Source organism: Pseudodesulfovibrio mercurii, from assembly GCF_000189295.2.
Taxonomy (GTDB): Bacteria; Desulfobacterota; Desulfovibrionia; order Desulfovibrionales; family Desulfovibrionaceae; genus Pseudodesulfovibrio; species Pseudodesulfovibrio mercurii.
This window is the reverse complement of record NC_016803.1, coordinates 1,611,582-1,627,858: the sequence shown is the minus strand read 5'-3', so window position 1 is coordinate 1,627,858 and position 16,277 is coordinate 1,611,582. Positions and strand designations below refer to the sequence as shown.

Genomic DNA, 16,277 nt, shown 5'->3' with positions numbered 1-16,277 from the left:
GGCTTCCGGCCGGGGGCTCGGGTCAGGGGCGCTCCGGGGCCAGCTGGTCGAGGAAGGTCGCCAGGGCCGGGCCGTGCGGACCGTCGCGGGCGATGAGGTGGAACTCCAGCTCCGGCGCGGCCACGGCGAAGGGGATGAAGGCCACGTCCCGGCGGCCCGTGTCCGCCGTGGACCGGGGCACGGGCGACAGGCCCAGCCCGGCGGCCACCAGGGCCACGGTGGCGTGCTTGGTCAGGACCTCCTGGGCCACGCGCAGCCGGGCCCCGTGCCGGGCGAAGAGCGCGGTCCACCGGTCGTGCAGGGCCGGGTTCAGGGCGCGCGGGAACATGATCATCGGCTCGTCGTCGAGCATCGCCGGCGCGATGGCCGTTTCCCTGGCCAGCCGGTGGGCGGCGGGCACGGCCAGGACGTAGGTCTCGCGGTGGTAGACCCGGTGGATGAGCCCGTCCCGTCCCGTCCCGGACAGCCGAACCACGGCCGCGTCCAGCCCGCCGCCGCGCACCAGCTCGGCCAGCTCGGGCGTGGACTTCTCGGTCAGCTCCAGGGTGATGCCCGGATGGCTCTCGCCGAACCGCTTCAGGTCCGGCCCCAGCGGACCGTCGATGGCCGGGCCGATGAATCCGACGCGCAGCCTGCCCACGCGGCCCAACCCCGTGTCCACGGCCCGCCGCTCGGCCGCGTCCACGTCGGCCAGGATGCGGCGCACGTCCTTGAGCAGGCACGCGCCCGCCTCGGTCAGGGCCACGGACCGCCGGTCGCGCACGAACAGCGCCACGCCCAGCTCCGCCTCGAAGGCCGCGATCTGCTGCGACAGGGGCGGCTGGGTCATGTGCAGCCGCTCGGCCGCCCTGCGGAAGTGCAGGGTCTCGGCCACAGCCAGGAAATAGCGCATCTGTCGGGTATCCATGGCTGATATGTAAACCATATCACAGCGCGTTAAAAGCGATATTGGACGTGTCACAGCGCCGGGGCCAGGGTTGGGAAAAAGGAGGTTGTCATGGACAACGAACGGTTTGAACGCGGCATGGAGATGCTCGCCCGCGTGGACGGCGAGCAGGGCGACAGGGTCATGGAGGCCCTGGGCGACGTGGCCCCGGACCTGGCCAGGCTGATGGTCGAGTACGGGTTCGGGGACGTCTATTCCCGACCCGGCCTGTCCCTCAAGGAGCGGGAGCTGATCACCATCGCGGCCCTGGCCGCCAAGGGCGGGTGCGAGCCGCAGCTCAAGGTGCATCTGCACGGGGCGATGAACGTGGGCTGGACGCGTGAGGAGATCGTCGAGACCTTCCTGCAGATCTCGGTCTATGCGGGGTTCCCGGCGGCCCTGAACGCGGTCTTCGCGGCCAAGGCGGTCTTTGCCGAGCGGGGGAGCGGAGAGGACTAACCCTCGTCGTCGAGTTGGGCGAGCTGCCGCCACATGGCCGCGAGCAGCTCGTCCACGCCCTCGCCGGTCAGGGCGGAGATGAAGTAGATCGTCTCGCCCGAGGCGGCGACCTTGGCCTTCATGTCGGCCAGTTCGTCCTCGGACAGGGTGTCGATCTTGTTGATGACCTTGATCTGGGGCTTCAGGGCCATCTCGGCGTTGTACTCGCGCAGTTCCTGGTTGAGCATGGCGTAGCCGTCCACGGGGTCGTCGCGGTTGACGTCCTCGGCGGCCAGGATGTGCACCAGGAAGCGGGTCCGCTCCACGTGCTTGAGGAAGGTGATGCCCAGGCCGCGCCCCTCGCTGGCCCCTTCGATCAGGCCGGGGATGTCGGCGATGACCATGCGCTTGAAGTCGTCGTTCTCGATGACCCCGAGGTTGGGCACCAGCGTGGTGAACGGGTAGGCCGCGATCTTGGGCCGGGCGGCCGAGACCTTGGAGATGAAGGTGGACTTGCCCGCCGAGGGCAGGCCGAGGAGCCCCACGTCGGCCAGGATCTTGAGCTCCAGCCGGAGCAGCTTTTCCTGGCCCGGAAAACCGGGTTCGGCGTAGCGCGGAGTGCGGTTGATCGAGGACTTGAAGTGCAGGTTGCCGCGTCCGCCGTCGCCGCCCTTGCAGATGACGATCTGGGTGCCGTCCTCCACCAGGTCGGCCACCAGCTCCTCGCGGGTGGTGCCGTCCTCTTCCTCTATGATCTCGTAGACGAGGGTGCCCACGGGCAGATCCACGATCAGGTCGTCGGCGGCCTTGCCGTAGCGGTCGCGGCCCATGCCGGACTGGCCGTTCTTGGCCGTGTAGTGGCGCTTCAGGCGGAAGTCGTACAGGGACATGAGCCGCTCCGATCCGCGCAGGATCAGATCGCCGCCCTTGCCGCCGTCGCCGCCGTCCGGACCGCCCTTGGGCATGTTGGCCTCGCGCCGCAGGCTGGCGCAGCCGTTGCCGCCCTTGCCGGACGCCACCTTGATGGTCGCTTCATCCACGAATTTCATGTTTCCGTCCTCACCCTTGGAGTTTCCGCAGCCCCGAACGCAAAAAACGGGCAGGGAGCATGACCGCTCCCTGCCCGGCAACTATGCTTGCGCTATCGGGAACTAGGCCTCGGGGGGCGTCACGCTCACGCGGGTCTTGACGACCTTCTTGCGGGTGTACTTCTCGTACTTGACCACGCCGTCGACGAGAGCGAACAGGGTGTAGTCCTTGCCCATGCCCACGCCTTCGCCGGGATGAAATCTGGTACCGAGCTGACGCACGAGGATGTTGCCGGCGAGCACTTCCTGCCCGCCGAAGCGCTTCACGCCGCGCCGCTGACCGGCGCTGTCGCGACCGTTTCTGGAGCTACCACCAGCTTTTTTATGAGCCATGTTATCCTCCCTTCCAGGCGCTAGGCCGTGATGGAATTGACTTTCAGTTTGGTGTAATCCTGGCGGTGGCCCTGCGTCTTGCGGGAGTCCTTTTTGGACAGCTTGTGGAAGACGACGACCTTCTCGCCACGCAGGTGGCCCAGGACTTCGCACTCGACCTTAGCGCCTTCGACATAGGGGGCGCCGATCTTGGTGTCGCCGTCCTTGTCGACCAGGAGAACGGAATCGATGCTCAGCGCGTCGCCGGCATCGGCCTTCAGCAAATCTACATTGAGTTCAAGACCTTCTTCAACGCGGTATTGTTTCCCGCCGGTCTCGATAATAGCGAACATAGTGTGAACCTCCAATTCGTAAGAGGAGGCAACCTAGCCGCAACCACGCGTGGAAGTCAAGCCCCGAGTCCGGTTTTTTCGCTTTTTTTGCCAACTTTTCGTCCGCCCGGCCAATACATACATTATATGGACTCGGTGGGCTCCCGCTGGGTCCGGGCCAGGACCAGGACGTCCAGCCCGGTGCAGCCCGCCCGGAGCAGGGTCCGGGCGCACTCGTTCAGGGTCGAGCCCGTGGTGTACACGTCGTCCACCAGGAGCAGCCGCCTGCCCCGGACCAGGGCCGGGTCCGCCGCAAAGGCCCCCTTGATGTTGGCCTGCCGCTCCCTGAGCCCGAACCGGGTCTGGGGCGGGGTGTTGCGCGTGCGCGTCAGCCCGTGGACCAGCAGGGGCCGGTCCAGGTGCCGGGCCAGGCCGCGCGCGATCTCCAGGCTCTGGTTGAAGCCGCGCCAGGCCAGCCTCCGGCCGTGCAGGGGCACCGGGACCACCGCGTCCGGCACCAGTCCGCCGCGCGCCTCGAAGGCGGCCACGCCGAGCGCCCCCAGGAGCCGGTCGCGGTCGAACCGGTCGCGGAACTTGTAGCCCAGGATCAGTTCGCGCAGGAGCCCGGTGTACCGGCCGTGGAAATAGAGCCGGTCCCAGGGCGGCGGGTCCAGGCGGCACTCGGGGCACAGGGTGGGCGGGTCCTCCTCCCGGCCGGACATCCCGCCGCAGGCCGGGCACAGGCCGCCGGTGCGCAGGGGCAGCTCCCCGGCGCAGGCCGGGCACAGGGTCCGGGACCCGTCGGCCATGACCGAGGCGCAGACCGGGCATCGTCCGGCCCGCAAGCCCAGGGCGCGCGCGAGGTTCAGGACCGGCCGGAACATGCGCCTAGTCGGCCGTTTCCCAGGCCGTGCGTCCCAGGGCCAGGATGCGCGCCTCGAAGTCCGCCTTGGTCCGCAGGTCGTTGCGGGTGTCCACCCCCCGGAGGGTCAGGGGGGCGGCCAGGTCCATCCCGAAGTTGTGGACGAAGTACTTGAGGGTCAGGCGCGCCCCGTCGAAGAGCTTTTCGCCCGTGGGCTGGCCAGCCAGGAGCACGGCGTGGGCCGTGCGCGGCGGCAGGTCCGCGATCCACGGCTCATTGTCCAGCCGGGCCCGCCAGAACTGCTGGCCCCGGTCGATCCAGGTCTTGAGCCGCGAGGGCAGGTGGTAGAAGTAGATGGGCGAGGCGAACAGGATGGTCCGGGCGGTCAGGCAGGGGGCGAACAGGTCCCAGGCCTGGTCCGTGGGCCCGAGCACGCAGCGCTCCCGGCCCGTGCGCTCCGGCGCGTCGCAGTATCCGCAGGCCAGGCAGGGCATGACCTCGAAGTTGCGCACGTAGTACACGTCGGCCGCGCCCCCGGCCCGGCGCACGCCCTCGGCCAGGAGTTCGGCGGCGTGGTCGGTGTTGCCGCCCCGGCGGTGGGAGCAGGCGAAGACGGCGGCGCGGGTCATTTACGGCTCCTTGTCGTAGAGCGGTTTCCTGCGGGTCATGACCGCCCGGGCGTGGTCCTCGAGCTCCACGACCTCGAAGTTCCAGTCCGGGAAGATGTGTTCCTCATGACGCACCTGGGCCGCCCCCTTGAGGGAGACCAGGGCCTCGATCCGGTCGGTCCGGGCGAAACGGAGGTACCAACCTACCTCCAGTCCCACCCCTCAACACTTGTCGCGGATATCTATGCTGACGGGCTCGCTCATCAGAATCCCCCGAAGAACGGGTTGTGGTTTTTCTCGTCGCCCACCGAGGTCTCCGGTCCGTGGCCGGAGAGCAGCCGGGTCTCGGGCGGCAGGGTGAAGATGTGCTCCGTGACCGAACGCTTGAGCGCGTCCAGGTCCCCGCCGGGAAAGTCCGTGCGCCCGATGGACCGGTAGAAGATCAGGTCGCCCACGAAGGCGGCCCCGGCATCCGGGAAATAGAAGGTCAGGCTGCCCGGCGAGTGGCCCGGGGTGTGGAAGACCGTGCACCCGGTCCCGGCAAAGACGGTCTCGCCCGGCTCCAGGTTGGTCCAGGTGTAGGGGGGCACCAGGGGCAGCCCCATGTCGCCGCCCCGGCCCAGCCAGGTGTCCATGAGGTAGCCGTCCGCGTCGTTGGCCAGGATGTGCGCGCCCGTTGCCTCGGACAGGGCCTTGTTGCCCGCGGTGTGGTCGAAGTGCAGGTGCGTGTTCAGGATCACGCTCAGGGTCAGCCCCCCGGCCTCCAGGTGGCGGAGCAGGGGGGCGGGATCGCCGCCCGGGTCCACGACCACGGCCTGGCCGTCGTTGGCCAGCACGTAGCAGTTGGTCTGGAGGGGACCCAGCGGGAAGGTCGTTATATCCATTACAATTTCTCCAGCAGCAGTTCGTCGAGTGGTTTGCGCGAGGATTTGCCCGGCTGGTCCGGGCGGCCCAGGGCCAGCACGGCCTCAAGCTCGTAGTCGGCCCCGGACAGGCCGATGGCCGACAGGGCGGCGGCCTGATCGTTGACGATCTGGCCCAGCCAGACCGCGCCCAGGCCGAGGACGTGGACGGCCAGGAGCATGTTCTGGATGCACGCCCCGGCCCCCTGGTGGTCCTTCATCTCGCTGTACATGGCCGACCTGTCGAGCAGGACGCAGATGCAGGCCGCCGCGGAGCGGACGATGCGGGCGTACTCGGTGCACGCGGCAAGCCTCTCCATGCGCGGGTCGTCGCGGGTCACGACCAGGAAGCGCCAGGGCTGGTTGTTCTTGCCGCTGGGGGCCCACTGCCCGGCCTCGAGGATGGCGGTCAGCTGTTCCTTCGAAACCGGCTCGGCGGTGAACCTGCGGATGGACCGGCGTTCGCGAATGGCCCGAAGCACCGCATTGTCGCGGGGATCCATGATTGTTATCTCCTATGGTCTGCGTGTATGGTGATAGCCTAGTACGCATCGCCGGGCAAGAGTCTGTGACCCGGACGGGTCCTGGTGCGTATAACTAGGTGCAGATGAGTTGCGGCCCGTTGACGGGGCCGTTGGGATGGCAATGAAAGAGAAACGCGAAGCGGAAATTGTACGGAACATACTGCTGGGCGATGTCCAGCTGTACGGCACCCTGGTACGCGAGTACCAGCGGCCCGTGTACAATCTCATGCTGCGCATGGCGGGCGACGCGGACATCGCGGCCGACCTCGCCCAGGATGCCTTTGTCCGGGCCTACGAGAAGCTTGAGTCCTTCAACCAGCGCAGACGGTTTTTCCCATGGCTGTACACGCTGGCCCTGAACGTGGCTCGGGACTGGCTCCGCAAGGACGGCCGGGACAGGCACGTGTTCGTGGAAGACGCGGCGGTCATGGTCCGCGAACGGGACAGACGGGACGAGCCCAGGGTCATGAACGACCGGCTCGACGGGGCCAAGGCCTTCGAGGCCGTCATGGACCTCGACCCGAAATACCGCGAGGCGCTCATTCTCCGCTACCGGCATGACTTCACCATGCAGGAGATTGCGGGCACCCTGGGGATCAGCGTCAGCGCGGCCAAGATGCGACTGAGCAGAGGGCTGGACATGGTCCGGCAACAATTCGATGGGGGGAACAACCCATGACGAAAAAGCAATTCGACACCCGCATGGAAGATGTCATCATCCATGCCGTGCAGACGGCCCACGAGGCCGATCCGCCGGCGGACCTGACCAACCGGATCATGGCCCGTCTGCATCCCAAGCGGCCGACCCTGTGGACCCGGCTGCGCCTGTGGTTCCTGCGCCCCAGGGTCCTGACGGTGCGGCCGATCACGGCCATCCCGGCCATGACCCTGGCCGTGGCCCTGCTGGCCCTGGCCTTCGTGACCACCCAGAAACCCGTGGAGAATGTCGGCCCGAGACTTGCCACCGTGCGCTTCATCCTGCACGATGCGGACATGCACGCCCGCAAGGTCTCGGTCATCGGGTCCTTCAACAATTGGCGGGCGGAACGCTCGGTCATGTGGTACAGTTCGGACGCGCAGGCCTGGGTACTCGAAGCCCAGCTGCCGCCGGGCGACCACGAATACCTGTTCCTGGTCAACGGGAACCAGCTCGTGCCCGATCCCAACGCGCCCATGACCAGCGACGACGGGTTCGGCAACCGGAATTCCATAGTTTTTGTGAATGGAGAACATGAACAAACGCTATAACCTCCACACCCTGGTCCTCCTGCTGGTGCTGTGCCTCACCTTCCTGGCACGCCCGGCGGGAGCCGGGGATGCAAGCCTCGCCACCCTCGCCGACCGCGCCCGTCAGTGCGGCGTCTTCTCCGAAACCGTGGACCGCGTCCGCGCCGCCGTGGCCTCGGGCGACCTCACCGAAGCCGACGGGGCGAGCCTGCTCGCGCCGCTCGTCGAGGCCTGCGACCGCAAGCTCCCCCTGGCCCCGCTGGAGGACAAGCTTGAGGAGGGGCTGTCCAAGCACGTCAGGCCCGCGCTCATCGTCCACGCCCTCAAGGTCCGCATCAACGACTACGCCTTCGTGGCCGGGCTCCTGCCAGGACCATCCGGGAAGACCGATGCCCGCGTCCTGGTGGCGCTCGGCGAAGGCCTCTCCAAGGGGGCCACGCGCGCGGACGTGGAGGCCTACGTCAACGAGTTCGGCGGGCAACAGCCCGACCCCTTCCTGACCGGCGCCGAGATGGTCTCCCTCCTTGGCCAGGCCGGGTTCGACTACGCCCTGACCCGGACCGTGCTCAAGGCCGGGTTCGACGCGAACGCCCTGACCCCCGAGTGGCGCTACCTCGTCCGGCTGGTGCTCATCGCCCGGCAGCGGGGGGTGCGCGACCCGGAGATCGCCGAGAACGCGGTCGCCGTGCTCGGGGACGGCGGCACCCTGGGCGACCTGTCCATCCGCCTGGGCTTCACCTCCCGCAGCCTGACCGGGCGCACGATCTCTAATTAACATTTCCTTATTTCTGTGTGACCCTGTTCCCCTGATCACGGTATATCCTACTGAGGGGTCGAGAGGCCCGGAAACCCATGGGAGTCTTTGAGTGAAGAAGTGCATCGCGATGCTGCTGATCGCATCCGTCCTGGCCGCCGCCGGATGCGCCAAAGTGATGGGGCCGTACTACCTGGAGCAGGAACAGTACGAGGAAGGGATCAAGGTCATGGGCGGGCAGCTCAAGGAAAATCCCGAGGACGCCGCCTCCGCCTATTACGTGGGCCGCTACTACCTGGCCCTGAACAAGCCCAAGGACGGCCTGCCCTATTTGAATGAGGCCGTTCGACTGGCCCCGGACAACGCGGATTACGTCTTTTGGACCGGGGTGGCCTACTGGGCCATGATGGATTTCGACCGGGAAAGGGCGGCCTACGAGAAGGCCATCAGCCTGGACCCGAAGCATATTTCCGCCCACCTGTACCTGGGACACGGCTACATCGACCGGGGACAGTGGGCAAAGGCCCTCAAGCAGTACGACGTGGTCCTCGAATTGGACCCGTACAACCCGGAGGCGCTGTACAACAGGGCCCGGGCCTTGGGAAAACTTGACAAGAAGAGCGATGAGATCGCGGCATGGAAGCAGTTCCTGGAGTTTTATCCCGACGGGAGCATGGCCATGACGGCCACGGAGCAACTCAATCTGCACGGGGACTTCACCTACCGCAATTACATCATAGGAAAACGGAACGTCACGCTGCGAGGCATGACGTTCAAATCCGGGACCAGTGCTCCGGATGCCGATGACAGGGCCTCATTGGAAGTGCTCAGCGCGATGATGCAGGCCAACAAGTCGCTGGCGGTGAATATGATCGTGTACGTCAAGGGGAACGCTTCCCTTGCCAAGGCCCGCGCCATCGCCATGCGCGACTACATGCTCAACGGTCATCCGGACGTGGATCGGAACAGGCTGCCTCTGAGTTGGTTCGGAACCGCCGAACGGGTTCAGGTGGGCGACAAGACCTTCGCCCTGGACCAGTCGGTGAACTTTATCACCGAAGTTAGGTAAGCAAACTGGAGAACAATGTTATGTCTACCAAGTTGAATAGATTGAGTTTTTGGTTCGTCGTCCTGCTTCTCGCCCTGGTGGTCGCGGCTCCCCGCGCCATGGCGCAGACGGATGATCCCACCGGCGACCCCACCGGCGAGGTGACCGGCGATACCGGCGACACCGGAGATACTGGTGACACCGGTGACACCGGCGACACCGGCGATACCGGCGATACGGGCGACACGGAAGCGGAGGCTCCGTCCTTCTCCAATCCGGCCCAGGCCGCCAAGGCCGAGGCCCTGGCTGAAGCCGCTGCCGCCGCCTCGTCCCAGGCCGTGGCCGACGCCGAGCAGGCCGTGAGCGACGCCGAACAGGCCGTGGCCGACGCCGAGAAGGCCGTGTCCGACGCCCAGGCCGCCGAGGACGAAGAGGCCGAGGCAGCCGCCCTGGCCCAGCTTGAAGCCGCCCAGGCCGACCTCGAGACGGCCCGGACCAGCGCCGAACAGACCGTGGCCGACGCCGCATCGGTCTCCCTGGATACCATCGCCTCCATGCGCGCCGACGACATGGGCTGGGGCGTCATCGCCAAGGAACTGGGCGTGCACCCGAGCACCCTCGGTCTCGGGCACCGGAACCAGTTCCAGCACCAGACCATGGCCGAGACCAAGAGCCGGGGCGAGCGTCAGACCATGGCCGCCGTGGCCGCCCAGCCGGGCAACGCCACGAGCCGCGACGTCAAGACCGGCGTGTCCAAGACCCCTGGCGTGAGCGGCGGCAACGGTTCCAAGGCTGTCGGCCTGAGCCGGGCCTCGGACAAGGCCAAGACCGGGGCCAAGAACTCCAGCTCCTCCAAGGACAACGATTCCTCGGGCCGTGGCAACTCGAACTCCAATGCCGGCGGCAACGGCAAGAGCAAGAGCAACTCCTCCAATGCCGGCGGCAACGGCAAGGGCAAGAGCAAGTAGCCTGCCGCGCGATACCAGCCACCACCAGGCGGGTCCCGATACCGGGACCCGCCTTTTTTATCCCCGGGAACCGTTCCGCCCCTTCAAAACAGGAGAAAATCCGGGTATGGGTCGGTGACTGGCGGACAACATTTAAGGTGAATGCATGGCTGAACATCCCGATTCCGGTGCCCTTTCCGAAACCTACCTCCAGATCAGTCCCAACATTCTGGCGAGTTTTCCCAAGTTCCGGCCGCCCGTGGACCTGTACGTCTTCGACCCGTCCGTGGGCCGCACGGGCCGGTACATCCGGGGCGGCGAGCGGCTCTCCCGCGACGGCCAGGCCGAGGTGGCCCGGTACGCCGAGGAGGGGCTGCTCTACCTCCTGCGCGACGACTACCGCATCTACGCCGAACATCTGAGCCGGAAGCTCGGCCTGCTGCTGGTGGAGGAGGGGTTTCAGCCCCAGGAGGTGGCGGAGATATTCTTCATCGCCCTGCGCAACCGCATGGCCGAGTTCCTGAACCAGCCCACGGAGGATACCCTGGAGGCCTTGCGCACGGACGTCGCCATCCTGGCCGAATACATCTGGATCGATCCCGGCCGGGTGGCCTTCCTGACCCACACCCTGGAGCGGGACTACGACCTGGCCGTGCACTCGGTGAACACCATGCTCATCGGCCTGGCCCTGTACCTGCGCCTGACCGGGGGCAAGGTGGAGAAGACCGTGCTCATCAGCCTGATCCTCGGGCTGCTGCTCCACGACCTGGGCATGGTCATGGTTCCGAAGTTCATCCGCGACAAGGAGCGCTACCTGGTCCGCCGGGACCGGGAGTCCATCGAGCGGCACATCGAGGCAGGGCTGAACATGGTCCGTCGGCTCAAGATTCAGGACCCGATCATTCTGGAGTGCATGGACCAGCACCACGAGCGGCTGGACGGCTCGGGCTACCCGGCGCGGCGGTTCGACGGGGGCATCTCGACCACGGGCAGGCTGTGCGCCGTGGCCGACTCCTTCTCGGCCATCGTCGGGGACAGGCCCCACCGCTCGGCCAGGGACACGGCCGAGGCCGTGCGCATGCTCGCCGGGGACGGCAAGCGCTACGACCAGGCCCTGACCGCGCTGCTGGCCCAGGTCATGGCCGAGCGCGTCACAGCGTGATGTAGCCCCTGGCCGCGGCCCCCTCGGGGTCGTCGCTCAGGGCCATGGCCGTGAGCATGGGGTGAAAGCCCAGGCGGGCGTAGAACGGTTCCTTGCCCGGCACGGCCCAGAGCACGCAGCTGGGCGTGCCCAGCCGCTCAAGCATGGCCCGCATCATCCGCGTGCCCAGCCCCTTGCCCTGGTATTCCGGGAGCATGCACAGGTCGTAGATGACCGATTGCACCGTCCGGTCGCTCAGGGCGCGGGCGATGCCCACCAGCCGTTCCCCGTCCCGGGCGAAGCAGGTCAGGTCGCTGTTCTCGAAGGTCCGGCGCAGGGTGTCGGGTTCGCGGGTGCCCAGCGGGGCGCGCTCGAAGATTGCGGCCGCCTCGGCCCAGTCCACGCCGTTCGTGTCGAAGCGCAGGCCGATGTCCGCGCTCACGGCCGTTTCCACCAGGAGCGCATGCGCACGACCTCGCGGCCGTCCGACGCCCTGGTCAGGCTGTGCAGGAAGGTGTCCAGACCCTGGTCCGGCTCGTCCGGGGCGCAGGCCGAGACAAGGGCGTCGCCGGGGAAGGTCTCGCTGCGGAACTGGATGTCCACCCCGTGGCAGCGGTGTTCGCCGATCCACTCGACGGGCACGGCCTCGAAGCAGTATTCCAGGTATTTCACGTTGTTCACGTGACCGTTGATGTCCACGTCCGAGCGCCGGGCGGTGAGGTCCGCGCGGTGCTCGCCCTGCTTCAGCCGGGTCACGGCCTTGGTCGGAAAGGTCAGGGCGTGCTGGCGGTCCGGGATGAACCGTTCGTTGAGCACGGTGTCGGGCGCGTCCGGGCGGTGGGTACGGGTGTTCATGGTCACCCAGGAGGTGGTCGCCCGGCCCATCGCCCCGTCCTCGTCGAAGACCAGGAAGTCGCGCAGGGCCACCAGCCGCTCGTTGCCCGAGGGCCAGGTCAGGATGCTCGTGCGTCCGCCGAAGCCGGGCAGCCGGTCCACCATGAGGTGCAGCCGGGCCAGAATCCAGAAGTGGCCGCTCTGTTCCAGGTCGTGGTGGCCGAAGCCGAGGCGGTCCGCATGGCGCGAGGCCGCGTCCTGCAACTGGTTGCAGATGGCGGTCACGGACACGCGGCCGTCGGGGCGCGGTTCGTAGGAGCGGATGTCATAGCCGTGTTCGAAGGTCAGGGGTGAATCGGTTGTCATGGCAACCAATTTTTAGGGCAGTTCGCGCCGGGTGTAAAGGGGGTGACGTCAGCGCGGGCGGATGTCTCCGAGGATGCGGTCGATCTCGCCGGAATCGTGCATGGCCCTGAGTTCGCCGGTGATCCGTGGGACCAGGTCGGCGTGGCTGTTGTTCAGGTAGTGGTAGAGCGGCACGACGATCACGGGCGGTTCGTTGATGCGCAGGCATTGCATTCCCGGCTTGGCCAGCTCGCTTTCGGCCCAGGCGCGGTCCACCAGCAGGGCGTCCAGCCGTCCCTCCAGGAGCAGGATCATCAGCCGGTCCTCGCGCGGCAGGCGGACCACGTCGGGCATGCCGTCGGTCAGCATCTCGGCGTAGCGGTTGCCGATCTTGATGCCCAGGTGCAGCTTGCGCACGGCCTCCATGGTGACGTGCTCCAGGCGGGAGTTGCAGGTCACGACGACCCCTTCCAGCCGGTTCACCGGCACGTCGATGCGCAGAAGATGGGGATACTCCTCCTCGATGGCCCGGATGCGGTTGACCTCGCCGTCCACCAGGCCGCCCTCGGCCATTTCCAGGGAGCGGGCCGCAGGCATCTGCCGCCCCTCGATCGTGATGCCGAGACGCTTGTAGGCCTCCTTGAGCACCTTGAGCGAGTTCTCGGACAATGCGCTGCCGCCGTAGCCGAAGACCAGATGGTCCTGGGCCCAGGCCGGAGCGCCCAGGAGCAGAGCGAAGATGCAGAACAGGATGATGCGCATGCCCTGAACATACACCCGGATCGCCCCCGGGTCCATGTTCGGAGGGGGGAGGTCATTCGGCGGGGCGCTGGTGCGCGGCACCGGCCCCGGCGCGCAGACGGGCCATCTCGCCGTTGATCCGCATGCGTTCGAGCACGGCCTCGAGCCGGGGCACCAGGTCCGCGTGGCGGCGGTTCAGGTAGTGGTACAGGGGGACCCGCCAGCGCACGGGCCGGATGACCCGGAGGCGCTCGGCGCCGGGGTGCCCGGCCTGGGTGCGTTCGATGCCGTCGTAGCCGATGATCACGTCCAGGCGGCCGAGGTAGAGCAGGTGGAAGAGCTGGTCCCAGTGTCCCTGGGTCACGCGGTCCAGTCCCTGGACCAGCTTGTCGGACAGCCGGAGGCCGGTGTGCACGCCGATCCTGAGGGGCACGAGGTCGCGCCGGTCGCGGATGGTCAGGTCCGGGTCGCAGGTCACGGCCACCCCCTGGACCGAGACGATGGACGGCCGCACCTGGATCAGGTTGGGCAGCTCACTGCCCAGTCCGCCCATGCGCGCGGCCTCACCGTCGGCCCCGCCCGCGTCGGCCTCGGCCAGTCCGCGTCGCGCCGGGTAGTCGCGGAAGATCACCTGGATGCCGAGCCGGGCGTAGGCCTCCCGGAGCACGGCCATGCCCTCGATTACGGGTTCGGCCGGGGCCGCGCTCAGGACGAGCGCGTCGCGCGCCTGAACGGCCTTGGCGGGCCAGGCCAGCAGAGCGGGGATCAGGGTCAGGAGCAGGGGCAGGAGCGGGAGACGGGGCATGGGGCGACGATAGGCCCGAAATCGGGGCCCGTCCATGGGGAATCGGCCCGACTCAGGACATGAAATTGCGCACGCCGGTGAAGGCGATCTGGGCGGCCATGGCCGACAGGACCAGGCCGGTGATCTTGGTCAGGACGTTGAGCCCCATGCGCCCGATGACCCGCTTCAGGGAGGAGGCGGAGAACAGGATGATGCCCACGGACAGGCAGGCGCAGACCAGGGCGCCCGCGCCGGTCAGCTTCTGCTCCGGGGTGGACAGCTCCGCGCCCAGGATGAGCAGGGTGCCGATGGTCGCCGGTCCCACGGTGATGGGCATGGCCAGCGGAACCACGGCCACGTCCGCATCGTCCTCGGGCTCGGGCCGCTGCTTTTTGCCCGAGACCAGCGACACCGCCGACAGGAAGAGCAGCGCCCCGGCCCCCACGCGGAACCCGTCCAGGGTGATCCCCAGGGTGGAGAAGATGGGGTTCCCGGCGAAGTAGAGCACCAGCGAAATGACCAGCACCGCCGTGGTGGTCCGGATGGCCAGCCGATGCTGCGCCCGCTTGTCCATCTCCTCGGTCAGGGACAGGAACACGGACAGCACGAAGAACGGCGTCAGCAGAAAGAACCACTTTATGTAGAGCGAAATGAACAGATTGGTCACGACCACCCCCGCGCGCAGCGCGCGCAAAAAGTTTAGGAAAAGGAGGGGATGGGGGGCTGGGGGAAGGGGAGGAACCAACCCTTTTCAAAGGGTTTTTCCTCCCCTTCCTCCAGCCGCCGGAGGCATCCTCCGTCCTACTTGCACAATTTCTCGGCCAGGGCCGCGCCCTGTTCACCGCCTCCGGCCATGCGGGCCAGCTCGCACTTGATGTCGCCGCCCTCGAGCCGTTCGCACCGGGTGTAGGTGGCGTTGTCCACGACCTCCTTCTTGATGAGGAAGTGGCGGTCGGCCATGCGGGCCAGTTGCGGCCAGTGGGTGATGAGCAGCATCTGCTGGCGGTCGGCCAGGTTGCGAAGCTTCTTGCCCACGGAGTTGAGCGTCAGGCCGCCGATGCCCGCGTCCACCTCGTCGAAGATGAGCGAGGGCCGGGCGTCCTTGGTCTGTCCGTCCTGGTCGCCGTGGCCTCGCATGGTCACCAGGGCGAGCAGGAACCGGGAGAGCTCGCCGCCCGAGGCGATCTTGTCCAGGGGCTGGGCGGGCTGGCCCGGGTTGGGCACCCACATGAGCCGCCCGCGCATGTCCTCGCAGCCGGGGTAGAGCTCCCGGGCGTCGAATTCGAAGTGGACCTTGACGTGCTCGGAGAAACCCAGGTCGGTCAGCTCGTCCACTATGCGGATGGCCAGCTCTCCGGCCGCCTTTTTCCGCGCCTTGTTGAGCTTTTCCAGGACCTCCCGGAGACCGGCGGCGGCCTTGTCCTCCTCGCGGCCCAGGCTCTTCATGTCCAGGGCGCAGGCGTCGAGGAAGGAGAGGCTTTCGTCGATTTCGGCCTTCATGTCAACGATTTCGTCCAGGCCGCGCCGCAGCTTGCGTTTGAGCCGGGCCAGGGCGAACAGGCGCGCCTCGATGTCGTCCAGGGACATGGGATCGTCGTCGTCGAAATCCGAGGGGCCGCGTCGCAGCCGGTTGTCCAGGTCGTGCAGGCGCATGCGGAAGGTCTCCACGGCCTCGCGGTCCTCCTCGAAGCCGGGGAAGAGCCGGGCGATGATCTCCATCTCGCGGTTGAGCAGGGTCATGGCGTCGAGCATGCCGACCTCGCCGTGCAGGATGTCCAGGGCGTTCTGGAGGCACTCGCCCGCCCGCTCGCGGTCCTTGAGGATTTTCTTGCGCTCCTCAAGGTCGTCCTCCTCGTCCGGCTGCGGGTCCACGGACTCGATTTCCTTTTTCTGGTATTCCAGGAACTCGCGCTGCTTCTGGAGGTCGTCGAATTTCTCGGACAGGCGCCGCTTGCGTTCGAGCACGTCGTTGAGCACGGCCAGCCGGTCGTTGCGCTCGGCGAGCAGGGACGGGTCCGGCAGGAAGGAGTCCAGGATCTCGGCCTGGAAGGCCGGGGAGAGCAGCTTCTGCTGCCCGTGCTGCGAGGTGTGGATGACCAGCTGCGCGCCCATGTCGCGGATGGTCGGCTGGGAGGACAGGGCGTCGTTGACGTAGACCCGGCTGCGCCCGGTCTCGGCGGACAGCTCGCGCCGGATCACGGCCTCGCCCTCTGGCAGGACGAAGAGCGCCTCCACCGTGGCCTTTTCCGCGCCGGGCCGGACCAGCTTCTTGTCCATGCGCTCGCCCATGAGGAAGTCCACGGCGCGCATGATGAAGGACTTGCCCGCGCCGGTCTCGCCGGTCAGGGCGTTCAGGCCGGGCGAGAACTCCAGTTCAGCGTCCTCGATGAGGGCCAGGTTTCGAATGCGCAGCAGTTCGAGCATGTGGTGGTGCCTCCGGCGGCCGGGGGAAGGGGAGAGGGAAC

General features: G+C 67.4%; 22 protein-coding genes. 7 read left to right on the top strand and 15 right to left on the bottom strand.

All coding sequences use genetic code 11. From position 1 onward, the window contains the following. Positions 1-22 precede the first annotated feature (22 nt). The gene (locus DND132_RS07455) at positions 23-907 is read right to left on the bottom strand and encodes a LysR family transcriptional regulator (protein WP_041915739.1); all 885 of its coding nucleotides are present in this window, start codon (positions 905-907) and stop codon (positions 23-25) included. A gap of 90 nt (positions 908-997) precedes the next feature. Between DND132_RS07455 and DND132_RS07450 the strand changes: the two genes are divergently transcribed. Continuing rightward, positions 998-1,384, top strand: a complete 387-nt coding sequence (locus tag DND132_RS07450; protein WP_014322103.1) for a carboxymuconolactone decarboxylase family protein — start codon at positions 998-1,000, stop codon at positions 1,382-1,384. Here DND132_RS07450 and obgE read toward each other — a convergent pair. The 8 genes from obgE to DND132_RS07410 all read right to left on the bottom strand — a co-directional run bounded on the left by obgE (position 1,381) and on the right by DND132_RS07410 (position 5,970). Next, the gene (gene obgE / locus DND132_RS07445; protein ID WP_014322102.1) at positions 1,381-2,412 is read right to left on the bottom strand and encodes a GTPase ObgE; all 1,032 of its coding nucleotides are present in this window, start codon (positions 2,410-2,412) and stop codon (positions 1,381-1,383) included. The genes DND132_RS07450 and obgE overlap by 4 nt on opposite strands. 102 nt (positions 2,413-2,514) lie before the next feature. After that, a complete protein-coding gene (rpmA, locus tag DND132_RS07440) occupies positions 2,515-2,784 on the bottom strand; it encodes a 50S ribosomal protein L27 (protein ID WP_014322101.1) in 270 nt (89 codons plus the stop codon). Positions 2,785-2,804: 20 nt separating this feature from the next. After that, positions 2,805-3,116, bottom strand: coding sequence for a 50S ribosomal protein L21 (gene rplU / locus DND132_RS07435; RefSeq protein ID WP_014322100.1), 312 nt, complete (start codon positions 3,114-3,116; stop codon positions 2,805-2,807). A gap of 122 nt (positions 3,117-3,238) precedes the next feature. Continuing rightward, complete coding sequence (locus tag DND132_RS07430; protein ID WP_014322099.1) at positions 3,239-3,979, bottom strand: ComF family protein; 741 nt, start codon at positions 3,977-3,979, stop codon at positions 3,239-3,241. 4 nt (positions 3,980-3,983) lie between these two features. After that, on the bottom strand, positions 3,984-4,586 hold the full coding sequence (locus DND132_RS07425) for a flavodoxin family protein (protein WP_014322098.1): 603 nt from the start codon (positions 4,584-4,586) through the stop codon (positions 3,984-3,986). Further along, on the bottom strand, positions 4,587-4,784 hold the full coding sequence (locus DND132_RS07420; RefSeq protein ID WP_014322097.1) for a hypothetical protein: 198 nt from the start codon (positions 4,782-4,784) through the stop codon (positions 4,587-4,589). It abuts the gene before it with no gap. Positions 4,785-4,828: 44 nt separating this feature from the next. Next, positions 4,829-5,449, bottom strand: coding sequence for an MBL fold metallo-hydrolase (locus DND132_RS07415; protein WP_014322096.1), 621 nt, complete (start codon positions 5,447-5,449; stop codon positions 4,829-4,831). Beyond that, entirely contained in the window at positions 5,449-5,970 is a 522-nt protein-coding gene (locus DND132_RS07410; RefSeq protein WP_014322095.1) for a nitroreductase family protein, read from the bottom strand. The genes DND132_RS07415 and DND132_RS07410 overlap by 1 nt, the downstream gene beginning before the upstream one ends. Positions 5,971-6,112: 142 nt before the next feature. On the opposite strand from DND132_RS07410, the gene DND132_RS07405 reads away from it, so the two are divergent. From DND132_RS07405 to DND132_RS07375, 6 genes are all read left to right on the top strand, one after another. Then, positions 6,113-6,670, top strand: a complete 558-nt coding sequence (locus DND132_RS07405; protein ID WP_014322094.1) for an RNA polymerase sigma factor — start codon at positions 6,113-6,115, stop codon at positions 6,668-6,670. After that, the gene (locus DND132_RS17620) at positions 6,667-7,239 is read left to right on the top strand and encodes a glycogen-binding domain-containing protein (RefSeq protein WP_014322093.1); all 573 of its coding nucleotides are present in this window, start codon (positions 6,667-6,669) and stop codon (positions 7,237-7,239) included. The genes DND132_RS07405 and DND132_RS17620 overlap by 4 nt, the downstream gene beginning before the upstream one ends. Continuing rightward, the gene (locus tag DND132_RS17615) at positions 7,223-7,993 is read left to right on the top strand and encodes a hypothetical protein (protein WP_014322092.1); all 771 of its coding nucleotides are present in this window, start codon (positions 7,223-7,225) and stop codon (positions 7,991-7,993) included. Before DND132_RS17620 ends, DND132_RS17615 begins: the two co-directional genes overlap by 17 nt. Before the next feature lie 109 nt (positions 7,994-8,102). Then, positions 8,103-9,041: a tetratricopeptide repeat protein gene (locus DND132_RS07385; RefSeq protein ID WP_148266959.1), complete on the top strand. Its 939-nt coding sequence runs from the start codon at positions 8,103-8,105 to the stop codon at positions 9,039-9,041. A gap of 20 nt (positions 9,042-9,061) precedes the next feature. Continuing rightward, positions 9,062-9,988 carry a hypothetical protein gene (locus tag DND132_RS17610; RefSeq protein ID WP_014322090.1) on the top strand — a complete coding sequence of 309 codons (927 nt, stop codon included), beginning with the start codon at positions 9,062-9,064 and terminating at the stop codon, positions 9,986-9,988. Positions 9,989-10,133: 145 nt separating this feature from the next. Then, the gene (locus tag DND132_RS07375; RefSeq protein WP_014322089.1) at positions 10,134-11,129 is read left to right on the top strand and encodes an HD-GYP domain-containing protein; all 996 of its coding nucleotides are present in this window, start codon (positions 10,134-10,136) and stop codon (positions 11,127-11,129) included. On the opposite strand, the gene DND132_RS07370 is transcribed toward DND132_RS07375, so the two are convergent. From DND132_RS07370 to DND132_RS07345, 6 genes are all read right to left on the bottom strand, one after another. After that, on the bottom strand, positions 11,119-11,550 hold the full coding sequence (locus DND132_RS07370; protein WP_014322088.1) for a GNAT family N-acetyltransferase: 432 nt from the start codon (positions 11,548-11,550) through the stop codon (positions 11,119-11,121). The genes DND132_RS07375 and DND132_RS07370 overlap by 11 nt on opposite strands. After that, positions 11,547-12,308, bottom strand: a complete 762-nt coding sequence (locus DND132_RS07365) for an acyl-[acyl-carrier-protein] thioesterase (protein ID WP_014322087.1) — start codon at positions 12,306-12,308, stop codon at positions 11,547-11,549. The genes DND132_RS07370 and DND132_RS07365 overlap by 4 nt, the downstream gene beginning before the upstream one ends. Before the next feature lie 48 nt (positions 12,309-12,356). Then, entirely contained in the window at positions 12,357-13,049 is a 693-nt protein-coding gene (locus DND132_RS07360; protein WP_050813958.1) for a substrate-binding periplasmic protein, read from the bottom strand. Positions 13,050-13,101: 52 nt separating this feature from the next. Next, the gene (locus tag DND132_RS07355) at positions 13,102-13,833 is read right to left on the bottom strand and encodes a substrate-binding periplasmic protein (RefSeq protein WP_041915735.1); all 732 of its coding nucleotides are present in this window, start codon (positions 13,831-13,833) and stop codon (positions 13,102-13,104) included. Between the two features lie 52 nt (positions 13,834-13,885). Beyond that, positions 13,886-14,479 carry a MarC family protein gene (locus tag DND132_RS07350; RefSeq protein WP_014322084.1) on the bottom strand — a complete coding sequence of 198 codons (594 nt, stop codon included), beginning with the start codon at positions 14,477-14,479 and terminating at the stop codon, positions 13,886-13,888. A 134-nt stretch (positions 14,480-14,613) separates the two neighbouring features. Then, complete coding sequence (locus tag DND132_RS07345; RefSeq protein WP_041915734.1) at positions 14,614-16,236, bottom strand: DNA repair protein RecN; 1,623 nt, start codon at positions 16,234-16,236, stop codon at positions 14,614-14,616. Between the last annotated feature and the right edge of the window lie 41 nt (positions 16,237-16,277).